The sequence below is a fragment of the Bradyrhizobium sp. STM 3561 genome (assembly GCF_045571455.1).
GTDB lineage: Bacteria > Pseudomonadota > Alphaproteobacteria > Rhizobiales > Xanthobacteraceae > Bradyrhizobium > Bradyrhizobium vignae.
In genome coordinates, this window is the sequence record NZ_CP120695.1 from 7,860,659 (window position 1) to 7,884,239 (window position 23,581).

Here is a 23,581-nt window from a genome sequence, read left to right on the forward strand (position 1 = left end):
ATCTTGTCCGGACACGAGATCGCACGCGCCCGTCCGTCACGCGGAATTACTTCGCCGCCGAGCCCTGGCGCGATGCGAGCACGACGCCGGCGAGCACCAGCGCATAGCCGATCAGGTGGAACGGCTGGAGCTTTTCGCCCAGCAGCAGGATCGCCATCGCCGAGCCGAACACCGGCACGAGATGGAAGAACGGCGAGGCGCGGTTCGGGCCGATCAGCGCCACGCCGCGATTGAAGAAGAGGTAGGCGAGGGTGGAGGGAAAGATCAGGATGTAGCCCAGCGTCGCCAGCGTCATCCCGTCGAAGTGCAGCACGCGGCCGCTTGCCGCCTCCCAGATCGCGGTGGGAAGCAGCATGGTCGCGCCGCAGCAGGTGGTGAAGGCCAGGAAGGAGAGCTGATGGATCTTCGGCCGCCGCGGGATGAAGGCTGAGTAGAGGCCGAACGCCACCAGCGAGGAGGCGAACATGATGTCGCCCCTGTTGAAGCTGATGCTCGCGAGCGCGGCGAGGTCGCCGCGCAGGATGATGATCAGCACGCCGGCCAGCGAGATCGCGATGCCGCCGAGCTGCGCTCCGGTCAACCGCACGCCGAACAGCACCAGCGACCACAGTGCCACGAACAGCGGCCCTGCCGATTGGATCAGCAGCGCGTTCAGCGCCTCTGTGTATTGCATCGCCCAGTACGAGATCGCATTGTTGAAGGCAAAGCCGACCAGCGACAGGAACAGCATCAAGGGCAGGCTCTTGCGCAAGGCAGGCCAGTCGCGCTTCAGATGCGGCCAGGCGAACGGCAACAGGATCAGGAACACGCCGAACCAGCGGATCGTGGTCATCGTCAGCGGCGGCACGTGCGCGCCGACATGGCGGGCGAGCACGATGTTGCCGGCCCAGAACAGCGAGCTCAGACTGAGCAGCAGATAAGGCTGGTTGTTGAGCCGACTGGCCGGACTGGCGGTCGGTGTTGCGGGCGAAGCGATCGTCATGGGCGTTGCATGCAAGCTTGCGCCGGATCGCCGAGATGACACAAGTCACAGGGCCGCAATGCTACAATGCGCGCATGAGCTGAGGAGGTGCCGTTGGCGGTTAATATGTTGAACATCGAGGGCCTGGAGAAGCTCGAACCGAATGCGCCGGTGGTGATGCTGAACCTGATGCGCTTCCGCGCGCGCTCGCGCGACGGCGATGGGTCCGGATGGGACGCGTATCTGCGCTACAGCGCGATCACGGTGCCGATGATCAGGGCGCGCGGCGGCACGCTGCTTTGGACCGGTGAAGCGAAGGCGGTCGCGCTCGGCCCGCATCGGGGTAACCAGTGGGACTTCGTCGCGCTGGTCTATTACCCGTCCGTCGCGGCCTTTCTCGACATGATGACGTCGGAAGCCTACGAGCGTGAAGCCGATCCCCATCGCGTCAACGCCTGCGCCGAGCACGTCATCATCGCGACAAGCGAAGCGTACAGCAAGTTCAGGCCCAAATAGGCATACCCGTCGCGCGGCGTGCACTTTTCCCCTCTCCCACAACAAGGACAACAAGGGGGAAGGAAGTGCAGAGCCGCGCTCCTGGTGGCGCCTACGCCGCCTGCTTCCTCGAGGCCGCGAACACGCCCGCCAGCACCAGCGCGAAGCCGATGAAGTGGAACGCCTGCGGGTGTTCGCCCAGAAATGCCATCGCCATGATCGAACCGAACACCGGCACGACGTGGAAGAACGGCGCGGCGCGATTGGCGCCGATCAGCCGCACGCCGCGATTGAAGCAGAGATAGGCGAGCGCCGAGGGGAAAACGGCGACGTAGAACAGGGTCAAGAGGTTCGGCCCGTCGAGCTTCATGACCGGACGCGCGGACAGTTCCCAGATCTCCAGCGGAACGAGACAGGCGGCGCCGCAGCCGAAGGTGAAGGCGAGGAACGAGAGGCCGTGCATCGGCGGCCGCTTCAGTGACAGCACCGAATAGAGCGCGAAGATCAGGAGCGCGAGGAGGAAGATCAGGTCGCCCTTGTTGAAGTCGATGCTCGACAGCGTGGTGAAATCGCCGTGCAGCAGGATGGTCAGCACGCCGCACATCGACAGCAGCACGCCGAAAGCCTGTGCCGCGGTGAGCCGGATGCCGAGGATGACCAGCGACCACAGCGCCACCAGCAGTGGCGCGGCCGACTGCAGCAGCAGCGTGTTGAGGGCCTGGGTATGCTCCAGCGCCCAATATTGCAGCGTGTTGAAGGCGCCGATGCCGGTGATCGAGAGCGTGACCATCAGGCCGAGCTTGCCGCGGATGGCCGGCCAGTCCTGCACGAGGTGCTTCCAGGCGAACGGCAGCACCAGCAGGAAGGCGAAGAACCAGCGCAGGAACGACAGCGTGACCGGCGGAATGTGGCCGGCGGCGAGCCGCCCGACGATGGCGTTGCCGGCCCAGCACAGCGCCGTGATGCTGAGCAGCAGATAAGGCTGGTTGGCGACCCAGCTGTGGCCGGATGTTTCCGCGCTCGTGGTCTGGCCGGTGGCGGACATTGTGATGATGCGGGCCCCGCGTGGAGTACGCCGAGCCCTCCGGCCCGGCGGGATCCGGGCCGGCTGATCACCCGGCAGCATCCAAAGACACGGAAAACGAGGTTGCATCAACGGGGGCGGACGCATCGCGACCATGCTGGCGGCGGAGGCGGCCTCTCAGGCTTTGGTCGAAGCCAGCGCGCCGGCTGCGAAGGTTTCTGGATTTTTCGGCGATATCAAAGGCTTGGAGCGCGCGCTGGGCCCGAAAAAAGCCCCGTTCTTGCTTGCCTAGAGGGGCCGCTTCCTTTATCCGGTTGGGCAGCCTCGCGTGCGACCGGCCTCGGCCGGGAATTGGGCTGGGCGCAGGCATGATCCCGGAAGAGTGGGTCCCGGTTTTCCGTTCGGATCATGCCACTTACAGAGAAATCTTCGAAGGATTACCCGCGCATGGCCAATGTTGTCGTCGTCGGCGCCCAGTGGGGCGACGAAGGAAAGGGCAAGATCGTCGACTGGTTGTCGGAGCAGGCGGATATCGTCGTTCGCTTCCAGGGCGGTCATAACGCCGGCCACACGCTGGTGATCAACGGCAAGACCTACAAGCTCGCGCTCCTGCCCTCCGGCGTGCTGCGCGAGGGCAAGCTGTCGGTGATCGGCAATGGCGTCGTGTTCGATCCCGCCGCGTTCCTCGACGAGGTCACCAAGCTCAGGGCCCAGGGCGTGGCGGTCTCTCCGGACAATTTGCGCATCGCCGAGAACGTCACGCTGATCCTGCCGCTGCACCGCGAGCTCGATGCGCACCGCGAATCCGCCAGCGCCGCGACCGCGATCGGCACCACCCGCCGCGGCATTGGCCCGGCCTATGAAGACAAGGTCGGCCGCCGCGCCATCCGCCTGATGGATCTCGCCGACCTCGATACGCTCCCGCACAAGATCGACCGGCTCCTGGCTCACCACAATGCACTGCGCCGTGGCCTCAATCTGCCGGAGTTCGACGGCAAGGAGATCCTGAAGGAGCTGACCGCGCTTGCGCCGCAGCTGCTGCCCTATGCCGAGACGGTGTGGCGGCTGCTCGACATCGAGAGGCGCGCCGGCAAACGCATGCTGTTCGAGGGCGCGCAAGGCGCGCTGCTCGATGTCGATCACGGCACCTATCCTTACGTCACCTCGTCCAACACGGTGGCGGCGCAGGCCGCGACCGGCGCCGGCCTCGGGCCTGGCGCGGTCGGCTACGTGCTCGGCCTGTGCAAGGCCTATACGACCCGCGTCGGCCAGGGCCCGTTCCCGACCGAGCAGGATAACGACATCGGCCGTAAGATCGGCGAGCGCGGCCGCGAGTTCGGCACCAATACCGGCCGTCCGCGCCGCTGCGGCTGGTTCGACGCCGTGCTGGTCCGCCAGGCGGTCCGGACCTGCGGCATCAATGGCCTCGCGCTGACCAAGCTCGACATCCTCGACGGCTTCGATTCGATCGAGGTCTGCACCGGCTACAAGCTCGACGGCAAGGAGATCGACCATTTCCCGGCCGGCGAGGGCGCGCAAAGCCGGGTCGAGCCGATCTACGAGACCATCGAGGGCTGGAAGGAGCCGACCGCCAGTGCGCGGTCCTGGGCCGACCTCCCGGCCCAGGCCATCAAATATGTCCGGCGGATCGAGGAATTGGTTGGGTGCCCGGTCGCGCTGCTTTCCACCAGCCCCGAACGCGAAGATACTATCCTGGTGCAAAATCCGTTTGAGGCTTAACGATATCTTACCGGGACGCGCGTATAGTTGAGTAGAAATGGCTGATTACTACCCGCTGATCGCCCGCGCTATTGCCGCCCTGGACCCCAACGCTCCCGGCGAAAGCCGTCGCGCGCTCTATGAACGGGCGCGCACGGCCCTGATCGCGCAGCTGCGCAGCGTGCAGCCGCCGCTTTCCGAATCCGAGATCACGCGCGAACGGCTGTCGCTGGAAGAGGCCGTCCGCAAGGTCGAATCGGAGGCCGCCCAGCGTGCCCGCGAGGCCTCGCGCCCAGGTGGGGCAGGTGGGGCAGGTGGGGCGGGGCGCCCTGGCGGCAGTGGCGATGCCTTCCGCCGCGCCAGCACCCGTGCCACCGAGGGCAACCCGGCTGCGGCTCCGCCGCGCACGCGTCCGGCCCCGACGCCGCCGCGGGCCGACCGCCCGTCCTTCAACGTCGATGATCAGGGGAGGCCCCGCGTCCGCCGCGCGCTCCCCGTTTCGACGCCCCGCGCCAGGGAGGACCCGCCGCCCCGCCGCCGACGCCGGAGCCGCCGGCCGGGCGCGATCGCCAAGGTGCGCGCCGTCCGCCCGACGCGGGACCGCCACCGCCGCTGCCGCCGTCGCCCGGCGTGCGCGGCTTCCGCGACATCACGGCCGATGCCAATGATCTCGGCGGCGCTGCCGCGCAGGCCAGCCGCGCCGCGCGGCGCACCTATGCCAACGTGCCCTCGCCCTCGCCGGAATTCGACCGGCTGGAGCCGAGCCTGGAAAACCGCGCCGGCGAGTCCGAGGCGCCCTATTCCTACGACGAATCGATCGAGGAGGCCGAGCGCTACGCGCCGCCGTCGCCGCGTCCGCGTATCGCGCCCGACCGCGACGCCAAGAAGCGCGCCCGCACCCGCTCGGGCTTTCCGTTCAAGAGCGCGATCGCCGCCGGCATCGTGCTGATTCTGGTCGGGGCCGGCATTCTCTGGGGCAAGCAGCTGGTGCAGACCGCCACCAATCTGTTCAAACCGTCGGCAACGCAGGTGGTGGAGGCGCCAAAGGATGCCTCGCAGCCGCAGAGCAAGCCAAAGATTCCCGATCGCGTCGGCCAGCCCAGCGACCAGCCGGTCGCACCGGTGGCGCAGAGGGCCGTGCTCTATGACGCGGATCCGTCCGACCCGAAGGGCAAGCAGTATGTCGGCTCGGTGGTGTGGCGGCTCGAGCCGATCAAGGCCTCCGGCAACCAGAAGGCCGACGTTGCCGTGCGCGCCGACATCGAGATCCCCGACCGCAAGTTCAAGATGACGATGTCGTTCCGCCGCAACACCGACTCCTCGCTGCCGGCGAGCCACACCGCGGAGCTGACCTTCATCCTGCCGCAGGATTTTCCCGGCGGCAGCGTCTCCAACGTGCCGGGCATCCTGATGAAGTCGAACGAGCAGGCGCGCGGCACGCCTCTCGCTGGCCTCGCGGTCAAGGTCACCGACGGCTTCTTCCTGGTCGGCCTCTCCAACGTCGACGCCGACCGCAGCCGCAACGTGCAGCTCCTGAAGGAGCGCTCCTGGTTCGACGTGCCCTTGGTCTACGCCGACCAGCGCCGCGCCATCATCGCCATCGAGAAGGGCGCCCCCGGCGAGCGCGCCTTCAACGACGCCTTCGCCCAGTGGGGCGACTGAACTCTTCACCTCTCACTACGGGAGAGGTGAAGCGAGTCCTCTCGCGACGATCATTCAACCAAGGTTGAGCCGGCTACTGCGCCGCGGCTTCCCGCTTGCGCGCTGCTGCGGCGGCTGCGTGCTCGCGGTCCATCACGGCGCGGCAGCCGGGGCTGACATGGGCCTTGTTCCTGACCATGCAGGCGGTGATCCGCGGGATGTCGGGAATCTCGCTGGAGCACAGCCGCATGGCGTCAGCCGAGCACATCTGCTGGGCTTCCTGCGAGAAGGCGAGACTGGGTGATGTCTGGAGTGCGAAGGTGCTGGCGAGTGCGAACAGCGAAGCGATGGTCTGATAGCGTGTCATGAAGGATGGTCCCCGAGTTCCCCTGGGCTTGAGCCGCTTGGTTTTGGGGCGCCGCACGCGGCTTGATCTGCCGCACGTCACAGCCTTCACGCCGGGATCTTGATCCCGCATGTGGTCGCTCGATTACTTGATGTTCGAATCGAAAGTGCTACGCCGCCCGAGCGAAGTATGCGCCATTGTCACGGACCTGCAATGGTCAGCGCAAAGGAATTCGCAATTGTTGCGCGCGAGTCACGTCGCGCGCGATCAGATCTGTTCCGCATCGATCCCGCCGAGAGCGGCGGCGTGTTCCTCGATGGCGGTGACGCCCTTGGCCGTGAGCTCGAACAGATCGCCGTCCTTCATCACGTAGCCCTCGGCGATAAGCTGCCCCACCATGCCCTGCCGGTCGTCGGCAAACGCAACGGATTGGCTGATGTCCCGCAGGATCGAGAGTTGTTCGTCGCGCAACATGGCTTCACACTCCGTTCGCGGGGGATGGGGTTCGGTCCTCACATGCCGTGGCTCTGAAAGACCTTGCTGCAAGCGCGCGACAATTTGGATCGGTTGGCTTGCAGGCAGCTCTGCACCGCGCCGTCATTGCCGAGATCCTTGCGGCAGAAGCGCGAGGCGTCCCGCGAGCAGGCCTTCTGCTCCTGCGGCGTGCCCATATGGTCTTGCGCAAGAGCGGGCACGTCGGACAGGCCGCTCAAGGCTGCCAGCGCGATCGTCGCCAGGAGAAGTTTGCGGGCCATCGGCCCCTCCAATCCGCGAGGGAAAATTCTGGTCCTGTCTGAACTCGTCGTCCTGCCACTTGTTCCCCTAGGCCGCGCCCGCGCCCCGGCTGTTCAAGGTTCCCGCGGCGCTGTTATAACGCTGGCGAAGTGTGAGGGTTGTTGGATGAAACGCTATCTGGTGTTTGCCCTGGTTGGCCCGTTCGTCGGCGGGTTCCTGCTGCTGCTGACGACGACCTACCAGTCCGGCTATTGGGCCCAGACCAGTCTCGGCGAGGTCGGCAAGCTGTTCGTCGTGTTTTTCAAGACCCTGCAATACAGCTATCTGTTCGGCTTCCTGCCCTCACTGATGATCGGCGCGGTCGACGACATCCTGATCCACATTCGCCGGATCGGCCCGGGTTTGCGGATGCTCCTGGTCGGCCTGTTCGCCTTCGCTCTGGCCTCGCTCACCTACAGCTCGCGCGGACCGGATTCGGGCGCGGTGCAGTTCATCCTGTATGGCCTCGTCGGGTTCGTGCCGGCGGTGATGTCGTCCTGGCTCGTGCATCGCTATATCGAGGAGCCGCGAGCGGCGGCGGCGTCGACCTGATGCGCCGCGTCAGGTCGCGGCAGCAACCTCCGCCGCGCTGGCGCGTTCACCGAAAGCCATGATCATGTCCGAGGACGACATCCTTGCTCCGCGCAAATCCCGTACGGGCAGCAGCTCGCGCGCGACCTTTTCTCGCCATGAGGCGCGCGGGCCGATCATCGACCAGGAGGGCCACGAGATCAGGCCGGAAAGCCTGGAGCAGGGGTTTCGCGAGTTTCGCTTCGAGTTCGGGCAAGCGAGCCCGTTCGGCAATCTGACACGCGAGCAGCGGATCGCGCGTTTCGAGGCGATCGCAAAGCTGCTCGACGTCGCCTTCATCCTGCCCGGCACCAACATCCGCTACGGCATCGACGGGCTGATCGGACTGATCCCCGTCGTCGGCGACATCATCACCACCGCGATCTCGCTGTGGCTCGTGCGCGAGGCCCGCGCGCTGGGAGCGCCCTGGTACCTCACCGCGCGCATGCTCGGCAATGTCGCGGTCGACGGCGTGGTCGGCCTGGTCCCGTTCGCGGGCGATGCCTTCGACGTGATGTTCCGAGCCAACATGCGCAACGTCCGTCTCTTGCGCCGCTGGCTGGAGAAGCAGCCGCGGATGTAGCGTCTCTCTAGTTCCTCTGCCTTGCTCTCGTGTCCCGGACGCACCGCAGCGCTCCTTCAGCGCTGCGCTGCGTCCGGGGCACGAGAGTCGTCGCCTCGCTTCCACAAGCGGGAGAGGGAGAACCCAAAACGCAAAAGGCGCGATGACCTCTCGGTCACCGCGCCTTTTGCGCACATCGAAGGTTTTTACGAAAAGCTTACGCCGCGTCGGCGTCAGTCTCCGCAGCCGGAGCCGGCTTGGGCCGACGGGGCAGCGGGAAGGCATCGCTCTCGTACAGCGAGCGAATGCCGTTCTGGTCGAAGCGCGCTTCCTCGACCTGGAGATAGGCGCCGTTCAGCGAGTCCGTCGGCAACTGCTCCATCGCGAACTGCACGGCCTCGGCCGCAGTGCCGAACCGCCGATAGGTGAAGCCTGCACGCTTCTTCTTGCGGATCGCGGCGGGGAAGAGTTCGGCGGAGGTGTTGAAGTTGAACGGACGCATTGGACGCATGGTCAAAGACCTCGTGATCTTCTCTGGGGCTTTAAGCGCGTGGGGTTTGGGGAGGGCAGGGGCCGCAATCGAGCGGGCCCGCCGCATGTCATTTTCGCCCACTAATATAAGCCGATTTGACAGAAATGCGACCCCCGCGATGCGAGATGATGAATCCACGCATGGCAGCTCCGCAGCCGGAATAAATCGAGTAATATCAATGTGTTAAATGGTTTAAATCTTGCCAAGAAGCAGTAGCACGATCAGCACCACGAGAACGACCCCGCCGATGCCCATGCCGGAATGGCCGAGGCCATAGCCGTAGCCGCCGAACCGGCCGGACAGGCCGCCGACCAGATAGATGATCACCAGGATGATCAGGATGGTCCCAAGCGTCATGGCATCCTCCCTGGGCGGTCGCCGAGATGCGATGATCGGCCGCACCGCCAGAGGAGAAAAGCACATCACGCCGCCGGGTTCCACGGGGGAACCCGGCGCGCGCGGCGTTTATTTCGGCTCCAGCTTCAGCGCCGCCGAGTTGATGCAGTAGCGCAGACCGGTCGGCCCGGGGCCGTCGGGAAAGACATGGCCGAGATGACCGCTGCATTTGGAGCAGAGCACTTCGGTGCGGATCATGCCGTGACTCGTATCCCGTTCCTCGTCGATATGGCTCTCGACCGCGGGCTGGGTGAAGCTCGGCCAGCCACAACCGGAATCGAACTTGGCGTCGGATTCGAACAGCACATTGCCGCAGCCGGCGCAGACGTACGTGCCGGCACGCTCTTCGTGCTCATATTCGCCGGAGAAGGGACGCTCGGTCGCCTTCTCGCGCAGCACGGCGTATTGCATCGGCGTCAATTCGCGCCGCCACTGCTCTTCGCTCTTGATGACCTTGTCGTCGGTGGTTTTCGTCTTGGTGTCGGGCATGGGTCTCCCGTTTTCTGGTGATCTCGCGATCAGTTGGTGGCCTTGCTGGCATTCACCAGCGTCGGCTTCTCAATGTAATTGTCCGCGAACAGCTTTTTCAGGTTCTCGACCTTCGGGATGTCGTTGTAGGCGATATAGGGCTGGTTCGGGTGCAGCGTCAGATAGTCCTGGTGGTAAGCCTCCGCCGGATAGAATGCCTCGAGCGCGCCGATCTTGGTCACGATCGGCTTGTTGAAGACCTTCGCACTGTTGAGCTGCGCGATATAGGCCTCCGCCACCTTCTTCTGCTCGTCGGAAGTGGTGAAGATCGCGGAGCGATATTGCGGGCCGACGTCAGGGCCCTGGCGATTGAGCTGGGTCGGGTCGTGCACCACCGAGAAGTAGATCTGGAGGATCTTGCCGTAGGAGATCTTCTTGGGGTCGTACTTGATCTCGACCGACTCGGCGTGGCCGGTGCGGCCGCTCGAGACCGTCTGGTAATCGGCGGTCGCCTTGGTGCCGCCGGCATAGCCGGAGACGGCGTTGACGACGCCTGCGGTGTGCTGGAAGACGCCTTGCACGCCCCAGAAGCAGCCGCCGGCGAGCACGGCGGTCTGGATGCCGCTCGCGGGCGCCGCGTCCACGGCGGGGGCGGGGATCACGACCGCATCCTCCGCGGCCCGGGACGGCATGGTGAAAGCCAGCGTCAGGGCGGTGGTTGCGGCGAGCAGGGAGGCGAGTGCGGTTCGGCGCATGGCAATCCTCTTTCGGAAGGGCTGACAGTCTAGGGCGGTCGCGACCGGGCGAACAGTCTGCCCGGGGATGTTTTCGCATCATTCGAGATACGGGCACCGCCGGTGATTGTTACGGCGGGGTGGACACGAGGCCGTGAAGACCGGCGCCTGGACCAATCGCGCCCGCGCGCGAACGCTGATGAAGGATTTCGACGGTGCAATCGCGGATTTCGCCGAGGCCGAGAAGATCGATCCGTCCGCGCCGCAGATCGCCGGCAACCGCTGAGTCACCTACGGCATGATGCGTAAATTCGACCAGGCCCTCGCAGCGGTTCTAAACTACGATGCTCAGCCTTTTCGCCGCCCGCGTGATCCCCGTGTACAGCCACCGCGCCCTGGACTCCTGAAACGCAAAGCTCTCATCGAACAGCACGACGTCGTCCCATTGCGAGCCCTGCGATTTGTGCACGGTCAGCACGTAGCCGTAGTCGAACTCGTCGTAGGGCTTGCGCTGCTCCCAGGCGATCTGCTCGATGCCGCCCTCGAAGCAATCGGCGCGCACCGAGACTTTCGTCACCTTGTGGCCGAAATCCTCGTCCGGCGACAGCCGCATGGAGAGGATGCGCGACTTCGAGCGCGAGGTGTTGCGCGACTTGACGCGCCACAGGCCGCCGTTGAACAGGCCTTTCTTGCGGTTGTTGCGCAGGCACACCAGCTTGTCGCCCGCGACTGGAAACTGGTCCTCGATGTTCTGGCGCTGGCGGACCCTCATGTTGTAGGCGCGGCGGGTGTTGTTGCGGCCGACCAGGATCTGGTCGGCGCCCATGACGCGGTCGGGGTCGAGCTCCTTGCGCGAGACGACCTCGCTCTCGCCATAGCGGCCGATGTCGAGCTCGCGTCCCTCGCGCACGTCCATCGACATCCGCACGATCGGATCGTCCTGAGCCTGGCGGTGCACCTCGGTCAGCATCGCGTCGGGCTCCGAATTGGTGAAGAAGCCGCCGCCCTGGATCGGCGGCAGCTGCGCGGGATCGCCCAGCACCAGGAGGGGACAGTCGAACGACATCAGGTCGCGCCCCAGTTCGGCGTCGACCATCGAGCATTCGTCGATCACGATCAGCTTCGCCTTGGAGGCCGGCGCGTCGTCCCACAGCTCGAAGCTCGGCTGCTCCTCGCCGGATTCCCGGGCACGGTAGATCAGCGAGTGGATGGTTGAGGCGCCGTCGCAGCCCTTGTTGCGCATGACGAGCGCCGCCTTGCCGGTGAACGCGGCGAACTTCACCTCGCCATCGACGCCATCGGCGATGTGCCGCGCCAGCGTGGTCTTGCCGGTGCCGGCGAAGCCGAACAGGCGGAAGATCGGCGGCGTGCCGCCCCGGCCCGGCTTGGCCTTGAGCCAGTCGCCGACGGCCTTCAGAGCGGCATCCTGATGCGGGGTGAAAGTGGCCATGTCTGTCTTGATGAAGGGCGAAAGGCGGCGATTCGCAATCCTCAAAACTAACCATTCGTCCCGCCGGTTCAAGCGCAGGGCAGGCCGTTTCTCTGCGGTCCATCCTTCGGGACGCCCGCCTCTGGCGGGCCCTCCTGCGCGTCGTCCGGATGCATCAAGCACACGCCCTCGGGGAAAGCTCTGAACAGCTCGGCCACGCGGCGTCACGGTGCCGGAATGTCAGTGCTCCAGCACGCGGCGGCCCGACAGCCAACAGGGAGAGTGCTGCTATGCCAGGCTCGGAATCGTTCTCCCGCGCGGCGAAATTGCAACGCCGTGGACAGCGCCGCCTCGCCTATTAAGATGACCTCAACGACAAGAATGCGGGAGAGCGACGCCATGAAGTTCGGCATCTTCTACGAGCTGCAATTGCCACGGCCCTGGGTGGCCGGCGACGAGCTCGCCCTCTACCAGAACGCGCTGTCGCAGATGGAGCTCGCCGACAAGCTCGGTTACGACCATGCCTGGGTGGTCGAGCATCACTTCCTCGAGGAATATTCGCATTCGCCTTCGCCGGAATCCTTCCTCGCCGCGGCGAGCCAGCGCACGCAGAAGATCAGGCTCGGCCACGGCATTCTCCAGCTCACCACCAATCACCCGGCGCGCGTCGCCGAGCGCGTTGCGGTGCTGGATCTGCTCAGCAACGGCCGCTGCGAGTTCGGCATGGGCGAGAGCGCATCCATTACCGAGCTCGAGCCGTTCGGCCGCGACATGGAGACCAAGAAGGAGGTGTTCGAGGAGGCGGTCGCCGCGATCTTTCCGATGTTCAAGGATGCCGGCAGCGAGCATCACGGCAAGTATTTCGACATTCCGTTGCGTAACGTCGTGCCGAAGCCGGTGCAGAAGCCGCACCCGCCGCTCTGGATGGCCTGCTCGCAGCTGCCGACCATCGAGCGCGCCGGCCGCCACGGCTTCGGCGCGCTCGGCTTCCAGTTCGTCAGCGCCGATGCCGCGCATGCCTGGGTGCACGCCTATTACAACGCGATGACCAAGCGGCTGCACAAGCTCGCCGACTACGAGATCAATCCGAACATGGCGCTGGTCTCGTTCTTCATGTGCGCCAAGACGGACGAGGAGGCGCGCGCCCGCGCCGACGGTGCCACCTTCTTCCAGTTCGCACTGCGCTTCTACGGCGCCGCGCAGAACCGCAAGCGTCCCGCGCCCTACACCGTCAACATGTGGGACGAGTACAACAAGTGGAAGCGCGACAACCCCGAGGCGCAGGAGGCGGCGCTGCGCGGCGGCCTGATCGGCTCGCCGGAGACCATCCGCAGGAAGCTGAAGCGCTTCCAGTCTTCGCATATCGACCAGGTGATCCTGCTCAATCAGGCCGGCAAGAACAGGCACGAGCACATCTGCGAATCGCTCGAGCTGTTCGGCCGCGAGGTGATGCCCGAGTTCCAGAACGATCCGGCGCAAGCGGCCTGGAAGCAAGGCGTGATGAGCGGCGAGATCAAGCTGGAAGAGATCGACACCCGGGCTTTTACGGATCGCTACGGCAAGCTCGCGATCAATGTCGCCCCGGTGAACGCCGCGGCGGGCTAGGCTGTCCGTTAAGTCATGTTGCTGACGCAATCTCTGTCTTAGTCGGTGACAACTTAAAACACTGCGTGGGAACCGCCCTGGTTCGCACACCGGTTCCATAGCCAAGGGGTTGGCGCGAATCCGCAAAACATCGGCGCAAGCATCATGAACGCATTCGCGTTCGCTTGCCCGCGTTTGCGGGGCCGGGAACCGGACGACGAAAAATCAGAGGAGTTATGATGACGTTCCGCTCGAGCGCCGCACTTTGCGGCGCCCTGGTTGCGCTTGCCGTGTCTGTTACCGTTGCTAGATGTGAAACGCGTGGGGTCCACTCAAACGCCGTCGCCGATGCCGCCTCCAGGGATGCGGTCGTCGGCGCTGCATCCATGTACAATCCATTCAAGCCGGGCAAGGAGGAGGGCGGACCGCGCACAGCCTCCGGCGAGCGTTATGATCCCTCTGCCTGGACGGCTGCGATCAAGACGAGCCTGCGAAAGAAATTTGGTGGGGTCCAATTTGGCGCGAGGCCGAAATATGCCCTCGTCGAGGCCGCAGGCAAGAAGGTCATCGTCAAGATCAATGACGTGGGTCCACTCAGGCCCGGCCGCATCATCGACTTCAACGAGCGCACGATGCGCCATTTCGATCCGAGCCTTGCGCGCGGAGTCATCAAGGACGTGAGAGTCAGCCCGCTCTCAGGGGGCGATTGGCCTTTGGGGCCGGTGGGCTGAACGTCGCACGCGGTCGAATGACAAGCCGAACTCGTCGCTTGAACTGCTCAGATGACGATCGGGGGGCTGAAAGGTCTCTGCCTTCCGCCGAAATCACCTTGCTGCTATCCTCCCGCAAAACAAGATCTTGCGGAGGAAACGATGCAATCTCAGGCGATGCCCGCAAATCCGGTACCTGGCGATGTCACGTCCGCGGTGCTCGCCATCGGCCGCCCCGATTTCCCAAAAGTCCTGATCGACACGCTGCGCCGGCAGGCAGAGGTCGGTCACTGCATGGTGTTCGCGCTGAGCCGGGCCGGTGCCGCGCGCTGCCTGCTCGATGCCGGCAACATCCCGATCGGTGGCGATCTCGGGGCGGCCTATGCCGGCCAGTTCCACGAATCCGATCCCAACCGCGATGCATTGTTCGAAGCCGAGGGCAGCGCGCCGATCGTGCTGCCTCAGTTCGCGCCGCGCATGTACGGCGCGCGTTACCGCAAGATCTTCTTCCAGGATTCCGGCATCGTCGACAAATGCGCGACCGCGATCTGGACCGGCGACACCTGCTTCTACATCAATTTCTACCGCATCGCCGCGCAGGGACGTTTCAGTGCCGCGCAGCGTGAGCGGCTTGAGGCCATCGCGCCGGCGATCGCGGCAAGCGTCGCCCGCCATTTTCAGGAGGCGGCAACGCCGGATCAGTCTCTCGCCGCACTGTTTGCGACCCGCCCGCCGCTCTCCGCTCTCACGCCGCGCGAGCAGGACGTCTGCCGCCGCATCCTGGCAGGCTTCAGCTCCGAGGCGATCTCGCAAGCGCTCCGCATCAGCCTGCATTCGACGCTGACCTACCGCAAGCGCGCCTATGAGCGGCTCGGTATCTCCTCGCAGAACGAGCTGTTCGCAATCGTGCTGCGGCTGCTCTCGGCGCCTCACGGCCTCAACTGAGTTGCCGAACTAGTTCGGCGTTAACCATCTCTGACGGTTCCGGCTTGGGCGATATCGCTTCGAAGTTTCTTAAATTTTGCTGGGTACCTCTTCCAGGCATGGTGACCTGGGGAAAGACATGAGCAAGCGGGCCAAACGCAGAAAGGCAGAGGCCCTCGCAATACCCATGGCCGCGAGAGTCGCAATCGGCGCCGTGGCTGTCGCCGCATTGGGGTACGGTCTGCTGTATCGCCCGGCGAGCGTGCAACCGGTCCGCAAGCCGTCCGCACAGGAAGCCAAGGCATCGTCAACTCCGGTTTACGTGGCACCTCCAGTTCATGCATCCGTGCCGGCTCCGGCACCGATTCCGGCCGCGGCGCCGCTGGTCGAACCACCAAAAGCCGACGCTGACGTTCCCGGAGCATTGGTTCGGCAGGTGGTCGACTACGCCAGTCACCAGGCGCCGGGCACCGTGATCATCGATACCGGAAACACGTTCCTCTATTTCGTCCTGAACGACAGGCAGGCAATGCGCTATGGCATCGGCGTCGGCCGCGAAGGTTTCACATGGTCCGGTGAGCAGACCGTGGCCCGTAAAGCCGAATGGCCGGATTGGCATCCGCCTGCGGAGATGGTCTCGCGTCAGCCTTATCTGCCGCGGTTCATGGCAGGCGGTCCCGGCAACCCGCTCGGCGCGCGCGCGATGTATCTGGGCGAGACCGAATATAGAATTCATGGCACCAACAAGCCCGATACGATCGGCAAGCGGGTTTCGTCCGGCTGTATCCGGTTGACCAACGAGGACGTCGTGGATCTCTATGAGCGGGTGAAGGTCGGAGCGAAAGTGATCGTGCTTCCGGCAAATGCTGCCCGCAGGCCGTCCCAGGGAGCGCCGGCCGACGCCGCCTCCCGATCGCCCGACCCGGCGTCGTCCAACCGGACCTCGGCAGCCAACGCGCAGATGCTGTCACCTGAACCGAAGATCGCCGAGGCCCGGTAACTCGGTCCTCCGTCTACGCGTAGGAAAGCGAAGGCAATCGCGACCGTAGCGAGCACGTCGACACGTACAGCGCTCGCGAAACGGTAAGCCGCGACTGGCGGGCTCACCCTGATCGCCTGGAATCGTTGGAGCTTCAACGCAGGCCCGGCAACGCGTCCCGGTGTGCGGCGTGGCTCACGATTGACGACAGCGGGAAGCCGAATGTCAGGCCGGCGCGAATTTCGTTCACTGGATGATGGTTCGTCAGTGCGTGACGGACGGCGATGTCGAAACTGAGATTGTCGCGAACCCGGTAGATCAAGCCGACCAGTCCCGATAGCGTCTCCGCCTTTCCGAACTCGTTTTCGTAGAAGACCTCGGCGACGGGCCGGACCGTCCAGGTCGACGGACCTTCGAGGATCGCACCGACGAAGACGTCGGCATGATGGTTTCGGGTCAGCACCGTCTCGACGTTCAAATGGATCGTTCCCCAGTCCCAGCGTTGCGAGACGATGCCGGCCAGGCTGGCACCGACGCCCGAATTGCCGGTGCTGTCGGGAAGCAGGACACCGAACTCCGTCGCAATGCTCGGCCCCGTCTTGTCCTGGAGGCTGCCGGGAACCACGACGTGCTTCAGGAATGCGCCCGCAGCCGTGAGGTTCGTTGCTCCAGGCGGCGAGAGCGGCGTCTGGCCGATCCCTTCGAGCACGGCCTCCCAATCCGCGGTCAGTCCATAGTTGATGACCGTGCCCGGCGCGATCAGGCTCGCCCCGCTCTCATCGCGCAGGCGTCCGGCAGGCTGCAGCTCGATTTCGACTTCGCCCTTCGCCGCGACCGCGGCATCGGTGCCGTCGAATGGACGATAGGCCAGCACGGGCCGGGACCATGCCACGAAGCACAACGCCGCGATGCAGCCCTTCACAAGCTCTTGCGGAATGCTCGCACAATGACGACGTCGCTTGGACATGGCGACCTCCCACCCGCATACGTCAAGGTCTTGGTCTCAATATCCATATCGCCGCTGGCCCGGCGAGGCTCTCTCGGACGGCCACGATCAGCCGATCCATCTCCGGAACGAACAGCGACGTCCGCGCTCCGGCGACGGTCGGAACGCGAGCTATTTGTCGATACGCGGCGCCATTTGCCTCGAGGACGTCGACAAAGCCCTGGCCGCAACTGACATAGATGCGCTTGCGCCTGGCATCGACAAAGAGATCGTCAACGTCCCTGCATGTCTCGACGGTCGCGACGGACTTGCCGCCGCTCAACTCGAGGACTCCGAGTTCGGGCGGTTCGCGGAACGCGATAAGAAGCGCATTTCGCTCGCGGTCGATCGCCATCGCATAGTTTCCGCTCTTCTCCACGGGCCAGTTGGCGAGCTGCCTGCCGGATTTTCCATCCACCACGGCCACGGCGTGAGCGCCGGGAAGGTTGATGAAAATTCGATTCGTGTCGGGATCGAGCTGAAAGCTCTCGGGGTGAGCCTTTAGCGGCGAGCTCCGGACCTTGCTGCGGGTCACCGGATCGATGTAGCCCAAAGAGCCCTTGCCGTAGCCGACAATCACGACCCGCGCGGCGACGTCGATGCGGATGTTGTCGGCATCTCTTCCGAGTTCGATTTGCCCCGCCGCCCTGTAGTCGTTGCCGTCAAACAGCTTGACCGTACCGTCCTTGGCGTTGGCAACGAAGACAGTGTCGGTCGTTGGCTCATAGCCGACGCCTTGCGGCTCCTTCAATCCGGAGATCGTGTGAATCACGCTGCGATTGGCGAGATCGACGATACCGACGCTGTCGTTGCCAAGCTCAGCTATGAACAGACGTTGACGCTTCAGATCGACCGCCATGTGATCGATCCGGCCCCGCACGTGGCCGAGCAATATTTTGGCTTCCAACTGCAAGGGCCCGCCGTCTTGCGATTCAGCGCCTGCCGGAACGCCGGCGAGCAAGACGCTGGCCAATGTCGCGACCAGTATCTTGAGCGATACGGAGGCGATGCCTTTGATCCTGAGACGAGCTTGCGTGACCCACACCGTGCGGCCGCGTCCGTTGTCCTCGGTGGCGATGTCGCTGCATCGGTGCCACGCCGCTCCTTCGCTCAGCGCCGGTGCAGCTGCCGTGCCGACCAATCGAGACGGTTTGTCGGGCGAAATGGAGGTGTATGCTGAAGACATGCGGCGCCCTCGGTGACTAAGGACGCGATACTTGGGCATGTCGCCTCGCGGGGAGATCGCAGATCCCCGAGCCCGGAATAGAACCCCTGATGAGGAGGCTGTCAACCCGCTCGAGCTCGACAGATCGCGCCGGAAACGTCACCAAGATTTCCCTGGTTCCAACCGCTCCTGCGATGCGACCCGAGCTGCGGTCCTGCACCCGAAATCCCGACCCGTCGTCTTGAAAGATCCAGACGTTCTCCCGTAGAGTGTTCCCAAGGGGGAAAGCAGACCCCCCTAGAGACTTCGGTCCAAGCTCTGCGCAGCACGCACCACGTGGAGCTCGCGCATGGACACCGAACATCGTTCCCCTCTCCGACATTCCGTAGCCATTCTCTCGCGGGGCGATGCTTCCGCCCGACGGGACGCGACCGCGCACAACAGCCGCTTCGTGCAGGTCTTCGACGCGCTCGCTGCCTTCGGCATCGATGCGCGCCCTGTGATCTACGATGAAAGTTTCGCCGAGGAGGTCCGCGAACAGCTGCTCGCGGTCGACGGCGTGCTCGTCTGGGTCAACCCAATCCAGGACGGCCGAACCCGCGCCGGTCTTGACGCCTTGCTGTGCGACGTCGCCGCGCGCGGCGTGTGGGTCAGCGCTCATCCGGACGTCATCCTCAAGATGGGCACCAAGGAGGTGCTCTATCGTACCCGCTCGATGGGCTGGGGAAGCGACACGGCGCTGTATCAAACCGTCGAGGCGATGCGCGACGAACTGCCGGAGCGGCTCGTCACCGGTCCACGTGTGATCAAGCGCAGCCGGGGCAATGGCGGCCAGGGCGTTTGGAAGGTCGAGAAGCTGCCGACTTCTGCCATGCTGAGGGTGCTGGACGCGACCAAGGACGCATCCGAGGAATTGACGCTTGACGATTTTCTCCGCCGCTGCGCCGAATACTTCGAAAACGGCAGCGTGGTCGATCAACCATACCTGCCTCGCTTGGGCGAAGGTGTCGTGCGCTGCTATATGGCAGGCGATCGCTGCGCCGGTTTCGGCCACCACAAAGTCAAAGCCCTGGTCGACTCGCCCGCCGCGCGTTCGGAGGCTGGACCGCGGCTGTACACATCCAACGCAGACCCGCGATTCCAGCGGTTGCGTCGGTTGATGGAAGACGAGTGGACGCCGCAGCTCGCCTCGTCGCTCGATATTGCGCGAGGTGACCTGCCGATGATCTGGGACGCCGACTTCATGCTTGGCCCGGTGCAGAGGGACGGGAGCGACAGCTACGTGCTGGGCGAGATCAACGTCAGCTCCGTGTATCCTTACCCGGACGAGGCGCCGGCGGAGATCGCCAGGCGGGTTGCCGACCGGCTGCGGGACAAGCTTTGACACATGCTGACGGTCGACGCGCTCAAGCGCTTGCACATCTGCGTCTCATTCGACTTGCATGACGGGGAATGCATCGCCCTGCAAGGACCGTCCGGCGCCGGGAAGACTCTGCTGCTTCGCTCCATCGCAGATCTCGATCCAAACGAAGGAACAGTCAAACTGGACGGAACGCTGAAGGAGGCCATGCCCGCCCCCGTCTGGCGGAAACGAGTGACCTACCTCGCTGCAGAGCCGGGCTGGTGGTCGGATACGGTGCAAGGGCACTTCAACGACTGGAATGATGCATTGCCGCTGGTCGAACGATTGGGATTGCCGCCCGGTTGCGGATCTTGGTCGATCCAGCGACTTTCCACCGGAGAGAAACAGCGGCTGGCACTTGCGCGGGCCCTGATGCTGCGATCGCGGGTTCTTCTCCTGGACGAGCCGACTTCGGCACTCGACGCGGCCTCGACCACGATCGTGGAATCCTTGATCGCTGAACGTATTTCGAATGGAACGAGCGTCATTTGGAGCACGCATGACAACGCCCAAGCCCGTCGCGTCGGGTCCAGGGTCCTGGTGATGAGTGCCGTCGGCGTGCTCGGGGAAGATCGGTCGTGACTTACATTCAATTGGCCTACGCTGATTTGATCCTGCCCGCGCTCCTCGTCGTCATGGACGGCGCCCTCTCGATTGTTTTGCGCCTCAAGCTTGAAAGACAACTGGCCATCGCGGCCCTGCGGATGGTGCTCCAGCTCGTCCTCGTTGGTTACGTACTGACGTTCCTGTTTGCCGCGGTTTCGCCGCTTTGGACCGCCCTCACGGCCTTCATCATGGTTCTCTTCGCCTCACGGGAAATCGTCGCGAGGCAGAAGCGGCGCCTGCCAGGCATTTTGAGCTACGGCCTGGGCGCGGGATGCACACTGCTCGCAGCCGGTACGGTTACGATCTTTGCGCTGTTGACGGAGCTGCGGCCGGATCCCTGGTATCATCCGCGCTATGCGCTACCCCTGTTGGGAATGATCCTTGGCAACACCATGACCGGGATAAGCTTGGGCTTGGATGTGCTGACAAATGGCTTGGTGCGTGAGAGAGCCGCGGTCGAAGCCTGTCTTGCGCTGGGGGGCACCCGGTACCAGGCCGTGCTGCCAGTCATACGGGACGCCCTAAGAAGCGGTTTCATGCCAATCATTAACAGCATGGCGGCGATCGGCCTTGTTTCCTTGCCGGGGATGATGACTGGCCAGATCCTTGCGGGCGTCGAACCGGTCGATGCAGCAAAATATCAACTGCTGATCATGTTCCTGATCGCCGGTGGGACCGGGCTGGGAACGCTGGCCGCCGTCTTGGGTGGCGCACATCTGCTGACCGACCATCGACATCGATTACGTCTCGATCGAATTGCGGCCGAAAGCTCAGTTTAACTGTTTCTCCTTTGGTTGCGATCGATGCAGGCTCGTCCCGAAGCCGCCCGTCCCAATCGCTGGGGACAGACGGCGGCCCCCTAAGGCGCTAGCCTCGGCTTTGAGGACACAACAAGGGAGCGAAGCTTGAGCACGGCGCCGCGCATCGAGATCGACCCCGCCGCATTCTGGGCAGATCCCTATCCGATGCTCGCCAGGATGCGGAAGGAGGCGCCGATCGCGTTCGTGCCGCAGCTCGGCTCGACGCTGCTGACGAGCCGCGACGACATCTCGATCTCCGAGAAGCAGATCGACGTGTTCTCCTCGCACCAGCCGGCCGGTCTGATGAACCGGCTGATGGGCCACAACATGATGCGCAAGGACGGCGAGGCGCACCTGGTCGAGCGCCGTGCGATGTTTCCGACGGTGTCGCCGAAGACGGTGAAGGCGCACTGGACTGCGCAGTTCCAGGCCCATGCCGATCGCATCCTCGACGCCATCGTGCCGGGGCGGATCGATTTCATGCGCGACTTCGCGCTGCCGTTTTCCGGCGAATGCCTGAAGTCGATCACCGGCCTCACCAATATCGGCTTTGAGGACATGGATGCGTGGTCGCAGGGCATGATCGAGGGCATCGCCAATTACGCCGGCGATCCCGCGGTCGAGGCACGCTGTCACGCCGCGACAGCGGGCATCGATGCCGCGATCGACGACATCCTGCCGGTGATGCGCAAGCATCCCGACCAGAGCATTTTGGGCGTGCTGCTCGCCTCGGGCATGCCGATGGAGAGCGTGCGCGCCAATGTCAAGCTCGCGATATCGGGTGGCCAGAACGAGCCGCGCAAGGCGATCGCCGGCACGGTATGGGCGCTGCTCACCCATCCCGAGCAGCTCGATCTGGTCCTGCGCGGTGAAGTGTCCTGGCTGCAGGCCTTCGAGGAATATGCCCGCTGGATCTCGCCGATCGGCATGTCGCCCCGCCGCATTGCCAAGCCCTGGACCATTCGCGATGTGTCGTTCGAGCTCGACGAGCGCGTGTTCCTGATGTTCGGCTCCGCCAACCGCGACGAGAAGCATTTTGACCGCGCCGATCAGTTCGACGTGCGTCGCGACACCACCAAGAGCGTCGCCTTCGGCGCCGGCCCGCATTTCTGCGCCGGCGCCTTCGCCTCGCGCGCGATGATCGCCGACGTCGCGCTGCCGACATTGTTCGCGCGTGCAAAGCGCATCGAGATTGCCGACGACGAGCCGGTGCGAATCGGCGGCTGGGCGTTCAGGGGGCTGCAGAATCTGCCGGTGATGTGGTTGCATTAGGCCGGTGGTGCTTGTGGCACGTGACCCGTCACACGTTCGGTGTCATCGCCCGGCTTGACCGGCGATCCAGTACTCCGAGGCAGTCGTGGCTGAATCGATGGGCCGCGGCGTACTGGATTCCCCAGTGCGCAATTGCGCACAAGGCGGGGAATGACAGCGAGGTGGTGGAGGGGCCTTGCGTCACTCCAGCCCCAGTCCGCGATGATGCCATTCTGCTCCTGTTTTGCCCGACGAGTCAAACGAACTTCGGATAATGCGTAAGTCGTTGTTTTCGCACGCCCCGTCTACGGTGCATGGGGTTGTTTTCCGACTTTTTATTCTCCGGTCGTCTGGGCTCGGACGGAATCCGAGCGGCTCTCACATTCGCGTGCGGAAAATTCCGTCTGAATCCTCGCGACCGCTTGAAAGATTAATCATGCGGTCCGCCGCACACGCAGTGCTCGCATCGCTATTTTTCCGCGCGTCTCGACACGTCCGATAAGGCGCACCATCATTCCCGAACGCAGACGAATGACGGCCGCGTGCGGCCGGGAGTGTGGAATGCAGCGTCGGGACTTTCTGAAACTGTCGATTGGAACAGCGGCCGCCGCTGTCTTCGCGTCACCCGCCATCGCGCAAGGCGCGGTGAAGGAAATTCGTATCGGCTATCAGAAGACCGGCGTGCTGGTCATCACGCGCCAGCAGGCCGCGCTGGAAAAACATTTCTCGCCGCAAGGCATCGAGGTGAAATGGATCGAGTTCTCCTCCGGTCCCCCGATGATGGAGGCGATGAACGTCGGCAGCGTGGATTTCGGCGCGGTCGGCGATTCCCCGCCGGTGTTCGCCCAGGCCGCGGGCGCCGCGATCGTCTATGCCGCCGGCCAACCTATCACCAACGGGCAGGGCATCCTGGTGCCGAAGGATTCACTGATCCGCGACATCGCCGACCTGAAAGGCAAGCGTATCGGCTTCACCAAGGGGTCCAGCGCCCACAACATCGCGGTGCAGACGCTCGAGAAGGCCGGCCTCACCTATGCCGACGTCACGCCGGTCTACCTGACGCCGCCGGACGCGGGCCCTGCGTTTGCCAATGGCAGCATCGAGGCCTGGGCGATCTGGGATCCGTATTTCGCGATCGGCGAGACCAAGCAGAACGGCCGCATCCTGATCAATGCGCGTGAGGTCACCAAGACCAATTCCTTCTACATCGCCAATCGCGAGTTCGCGAAGAATCACGGCGCGATCTTGCAGCAGATCGTCGATGTGACCACCGCGGCCGGCAAGTGGGCCGAACAGCATCGCGACGAAGTCGCCAAATCGCTGGCGGCGATCACCGGCCTGCCGCTGGATATCCAGACCGTCGCCGCCAATCGCGCGAACTTCGTGGTCGGCCCCGTCACCGACGACATCATCGCGACCCAGCAGGGCGTCGCCGACCGCTTCCACAAGCTCGGCCTGATCCCCAGGCCGATCGTGATCCGCGACATCGTCTGGCGCAACCCGGCGGCCTGATCGTGCCGACCG

Annotated in this window: 26 protein-coding genes and 2 pseudogenes; 16 read left to right on the top strand and 12 right to left on the bottom strand. The window is 64.4% G+C overall.

The features are described from left to right. Window positions 1-46 precede the first annotated feature (46 nt). Complete coding sequence (locus P6U28_RS37230; RefSeq protein WP_162500443.1) at window positions 47-982, bottom strand: DMT family transporter; 936 nt, start codon at window positions 980-982, stop codon at window positions 47-49. 105 nt (window positions 983-1,087) lie between these two features. Here P6U28_RS37230 and P6U28_RS37235 point away from each other — a divergent pair, with 105 nt between their 5' ends. Next, window positions 1,088-1,477 (top strand): DUF1330 domain-containing protein, encoded by a 390-nt coding sequence (locus P6U28_RS37235; RefSeq protein WP_209295126.1) that lies wholly within the window; start codon window positions 1,088-1,090, stop codon window positions 1,475-1,477. A 91-nt stretch (window positions 1,478-1,568) separates the two neighbouring features. Here P6U28_RS37235 and P6U28_RS37240 read toward each other — a convergent pair whose 3' ends face one another. Beyond that, window positions 1,569-2,501 carry a DMT family transporter gene (locus P6U28_RS37240; RefSeq protein WP_129144626.1) on the bottom strand — a complete coding sequence of 311 codons (933 nt, stop codon included), beginning with the start codon at window positions 2,499-2,501 and terminating at the stop codon, window positions 1,569-1,571. Between the two features lie 133 nt (window positions 2,502-2,634). On the opposite strand from P6U28_RS37240, the gene P6U28_RS37245 reads away from it, so the two are divergent. From P6U28_RS37245 to P6U28_RS37255, 3 genes and pseudogenes are all read left to right on the top strand, one after another. Beyond that, entirely contained in the window at window positions 2,635-2,772 is a 138-nt protein-coding gene (locus P6U28_RS37245; protein WP_160118923.1) for a hypothetical protein, read from the top strand. A 155-nt stretch (window positions 2,773-2,927) separates the two neighbouring features. After that, window positions 2,928-4,220: an adenylosuccinate synthase gene (locus P6U28_RS37250; RefSeq protein WP_122405567.1), complete on the top strand. Its 1,293-nt coding sequence runs from the start codon at window positions 2,928-2,930 to the stop codon at window positions 4,218-4,220. A gap of 37 nt (window positions 4,221-4,257) precedes the next feature. Further along, window positions 4,258-5,861, top strand: a pseudogene (locus P6U28_RS37255) (hypothetical protein). Between the two features lie 73 nt (window positions 5,862-5,934). Here the strand turns inward: P6U28_RS37255 and P6U28_RS37260 are convergent. From P6U28_RS37260 to P6U28_RS37270, 3 genes are all read right to left on the bottom strand, one after another. Then, window positions 5,935-6,207, bottom strand: coding sequence for a hypothetical protein (locus P6U28_RS37260; RefSeq protein ID WP_312016176.1), 273 nt, complete (start codon window positions 6,205-6,207; stop codon window positions 5,935-5,937). Window positions 6,208-6,453: 246 nt separating this feature from the next. Then, window positions 6,454-6,660: a hypothetical protein gene (locus P6U28_RS37265; protein ID WP_162500441.1), complete on the bottom strand. Its 207-nt coding sequence runs from the start codon at window positions 6,658-6,660 to the stop codon at window positions 6,454-6,456. Between the two features lie 38 nt (window positions 6,661-6,698). Continuing rightward, window positions 6,699-6,941, bottom strand: a complete 243-nt coding sequence (locus P6U28_RS37270; RefSeq protein WP_162500440.1) for a cysteine rich repeat-containing protein — start codon at window positions 6,939-6,941, stop codon at window positions 6,699-6,701. Window positions 6,942-7,086: 145 nt separating this feature from the next. Between P6U28_RS37270 and P6U28_RS37275 the strand changes: the two genes are divergently transcribed. Together P6U28_RS37275 and P6U28_RS37280 are read left to right on the top strand one after the other, a co-directional pair. Next, complete coding sequence (locus tag P6U28_RS37275; RefSeq protein WP_122405563.1) at window positions 7,087-7,512, top strand: DUF5413 family protein; 426 nt, start codon at window positions 7,087-7,089, stop codon at window positions 7,510-7,512. Window positions 7,513-7,570: 58 nt separating this feature from the next. Beyond that, on the top strand, window positions 7,571-8,113 hold the full coding sequence (locus P6U28_RS37280; protein WP_407120793.1) for a DUF4112 domain-containing protein: 543 nt from the start codon (window positions 7,571-7,573) through the stop codon (window positions 8,111-8,113). Window positions 8,114-8,309: 196 nt separating this feature from the next. On the opposite strand, the gene P6U28_RS37285 is transcribed toward P6U28_RS37280, so the two are convergent. From P6U28_RS37285 to msrA, 4 genes are all read right to left on the bottom strand, one after another. Continuing rightward, the gene (locus P6U28_RS37285) at window positions 8,310-8,603 is read right to left on the bottom strand and encodes a hypothetical protein (RefSeq protein ID WP_174221610.1); all 294 of its coding nucleotides are present in this window, start codon (window positions 8,601-8,603) and stop codon (window positions 8,310-8,312) included. A gap of 213 nt (window positions 8,604-8,816) precedes the next feature. After that, on the bottom strand, window positions 8,817-8,981 hold the full coding sequence (locus P6U28_RS37290) for a DUF3309 family protein (RefSeq protein WP_162500439.1): 165 nt from the start codon (window positions 8,979-8,981) through the stop codon (window positions 8,817-8,819). A gap of 108 nt (window positions 8,982-9,089) precedes the next feature. Then, entirely contained in the window at window positions 9,090-9,509 is a 420-nt protein-coding gene (msrB, locus tag P6U28_RS37295) for a peptide-methionine (R)-S-oxide reductase MsrB (RefSeq protein ID WP_122405559.1), read from the bottom strand. 29 nt (window positions 9,510-9,538) lie between these two features. After that, on the bottom strand, window positions 9,539-10,243 hold the full coding sequence (gene msrA, locus P6U28_RS37300) for a peptide-methionine (S)-S-oxide reductase MsrA (RefSeq protein ID WP_122405558.1): 705 nt from the start codon (window positions 10,241-10,243) through the stop codon (window positions 9,539-9,541). 148 nt (window positions 10,244-10,391) lie between these two features. Between msrA and P6U28_RS37305 the strand changes: the two are divergent. Continuing rightward, a pseudogene (locus P6U28_RS37305) lies at window positions 10,392-10,505 on the top strand (tetratricopeptide repeat protein); the annotation flags it as partial. 51 nt (window positions 10,506-10,556) lie between these two features. Here the strand turns inward: P6U28_RS37305 and P6U28_RS37310 are convergent. After that, window positions 10,557-11,672: an ATP-dependent RecD-like DNA helicase gene (locus tag P6U28_RS37310; RefSeq protein ID WP_162500438.1), complete on the bottom strand. Its 1,116-nt coding sequence runs from the start codon at window positions 11,670-11,672 to the stop codon at window positions 10,557-10,559. Between the two features lie 378 nt (window positions 11,673-12,050). Here P6U28_RS37310 and P6U28_RS37315 point away from each other — a divergent pair, with 378 nt between their 5' ends. The 4 genes from P6U28_RS37315 (at window position 12,051) to P6U28_RS37330 (ending at window position 15,869) form a co-directional block, all read left to right on the top strand. After that, window positions 12,051-13,256 (top strand): LLM class flavin-dependent oxidoreductase, encoded by a 1,206-nt coding sequence (locus tag P6U28_RS37315; RefSeq protein ID WP_407120794.1) that lies wholly within the window; start codon window positions 12,051-12,053, stop codon window positions 13,254-13,256. A 215-nt stretch (window positions 13,257-13,471) separates the two neighbouring features. Next, complete coding sequence (locus tag P6U28_RS37320) at window positions 13,472-13,966, top strand: septal ring lytic transglycosylase RlpA family protein (protein ID WP_407123148.1); 495 nt, start codon at window positions 13,472-13,474, stop codon at window positions 13,964-13,966. Window positions 13,967-14,107: 141 nt separating this feature from the next. After that, entirely contained in the window at window positions 14,108-14,890 is a 783-nt protein-coding gene (locus P6U28_RS37325) for a helix-turn-helix transcriptional regulator (protein WP_407120795.1), read from the top strand. A gap of 118 nt (window positions 14,891-15,008) precedes the next feature. Beyond that, window positions 15,009-15,869 (top strand): L,D-transpeptidase, encoded by an 861-nt coding sequence (locus P6U28_RS37330; protein ID WP_162500436.1) that lies wholly within the window; start codon window positions 15,009-15,011, stop codon window positions 15,867-15,869. A gap of 133 nt (window positions 15,870-16,002) precedes the next feature. Here P6U28_RS37330 and P6U28_RS37335 read toward each other — a convergent pair whose 3' ends face one another. Further along, window positions 16,003-16,815: a hypothetical protein gene (locus P6U28_RS37335; RefSeq protein ID WP_245509576.1), complete on the bottom strand. Its 813-nt coding sequence runs from the start codon at window positions 16,813-16,815 to the stop codon at window positions 16,003-16,005. 22 nt (window positions 16,816-16,837) lie between these two features. Next, window positions 16,838-18,019 carry a YncE family protein gene (locus P6U28_RS37340; RefSeq protein WP_164937049.1) on the bottom strand — a complete coding sequence of 394 codons (1,182 nt, stop codon included), beginning with the start codon at window positions 18,017-18,019 and terminating at the stop codon, window positions 16,838-16,840. Between the two features lie 328 nt (window positions 18,020-18,347). Here P6U28_RS37340 and P6U28_RS37345 point away from each other — a divergent pair, with 328 nt between their 5' ends. The 5 genes from P6U28_RS37345 (at window position 18,348) to P6U28_RS37365 (ending at window position 23,569) form a co-directional block, all read left to right on the top strand. Continuing rightward, complete coding sequence (locus P6U28_RS37345) at window positions 18,348-19,382, top strand: Cj0069 family protein (RefSeq protein WP_407120796.1); 1,035 nt, start codon at window positions 18,348-18,350, stop codon at window positions 19,380-19,382. 3 nt (window positions 19,383-19,385) lie between these two features. Continuing rightward, a complete protein-coding gene (locus P6U28_RS37350) occupies window positions 19,386-19,982 on the top strand; it encodes an ATP-binding cassette domain-containing protein (protein ID WP_407120797.1) in 597 nt (198 codons plus the stop codon). Next, on the top strand, window positions 19,979-20,785 hold the full coding sequence (locus P6U28_RS37355) for an ABC transporter permease (protein WP_407120798.1): 807 nt from the start codon (window positions 19,979-19,981) through the stop codon (window positions 20,783-20,785). The genes P6U28_RS37350 and P6U28_RS37355 overlap by 4 nt, the downstream gene beginning before the upstream one ends. 126 nt (window positions 20,786-20,911) lie before the next feature. Then, window positions 20,912-22,078: a cytochrome P450 gene (locus P6U28_RS37360; RefSeq protein WP_407120799.1), complete on the top strand. Its 1,167-nt coding sequence runs from the start codon at window positions 20,912-20,914 to the stop codon at window positions 22,076-22,078. A 540-nt stretch (window positions 22,079-22,618) separates the two neighbouring features. Beyond that, on the top strand, window positions 22,619-23,569 hold the full coding sequence (locus P6U28_RS37365) for a sulfonate ABC transporter substrate-binding protein (RefSeq protein WP_407120800.1): 951 nt from the start codon (window positions 22,619-22,621) through the stop codon (window positions 23,567-23,569). Window positions 23,570-23,581: the final 12 nt, after the last annotated feature.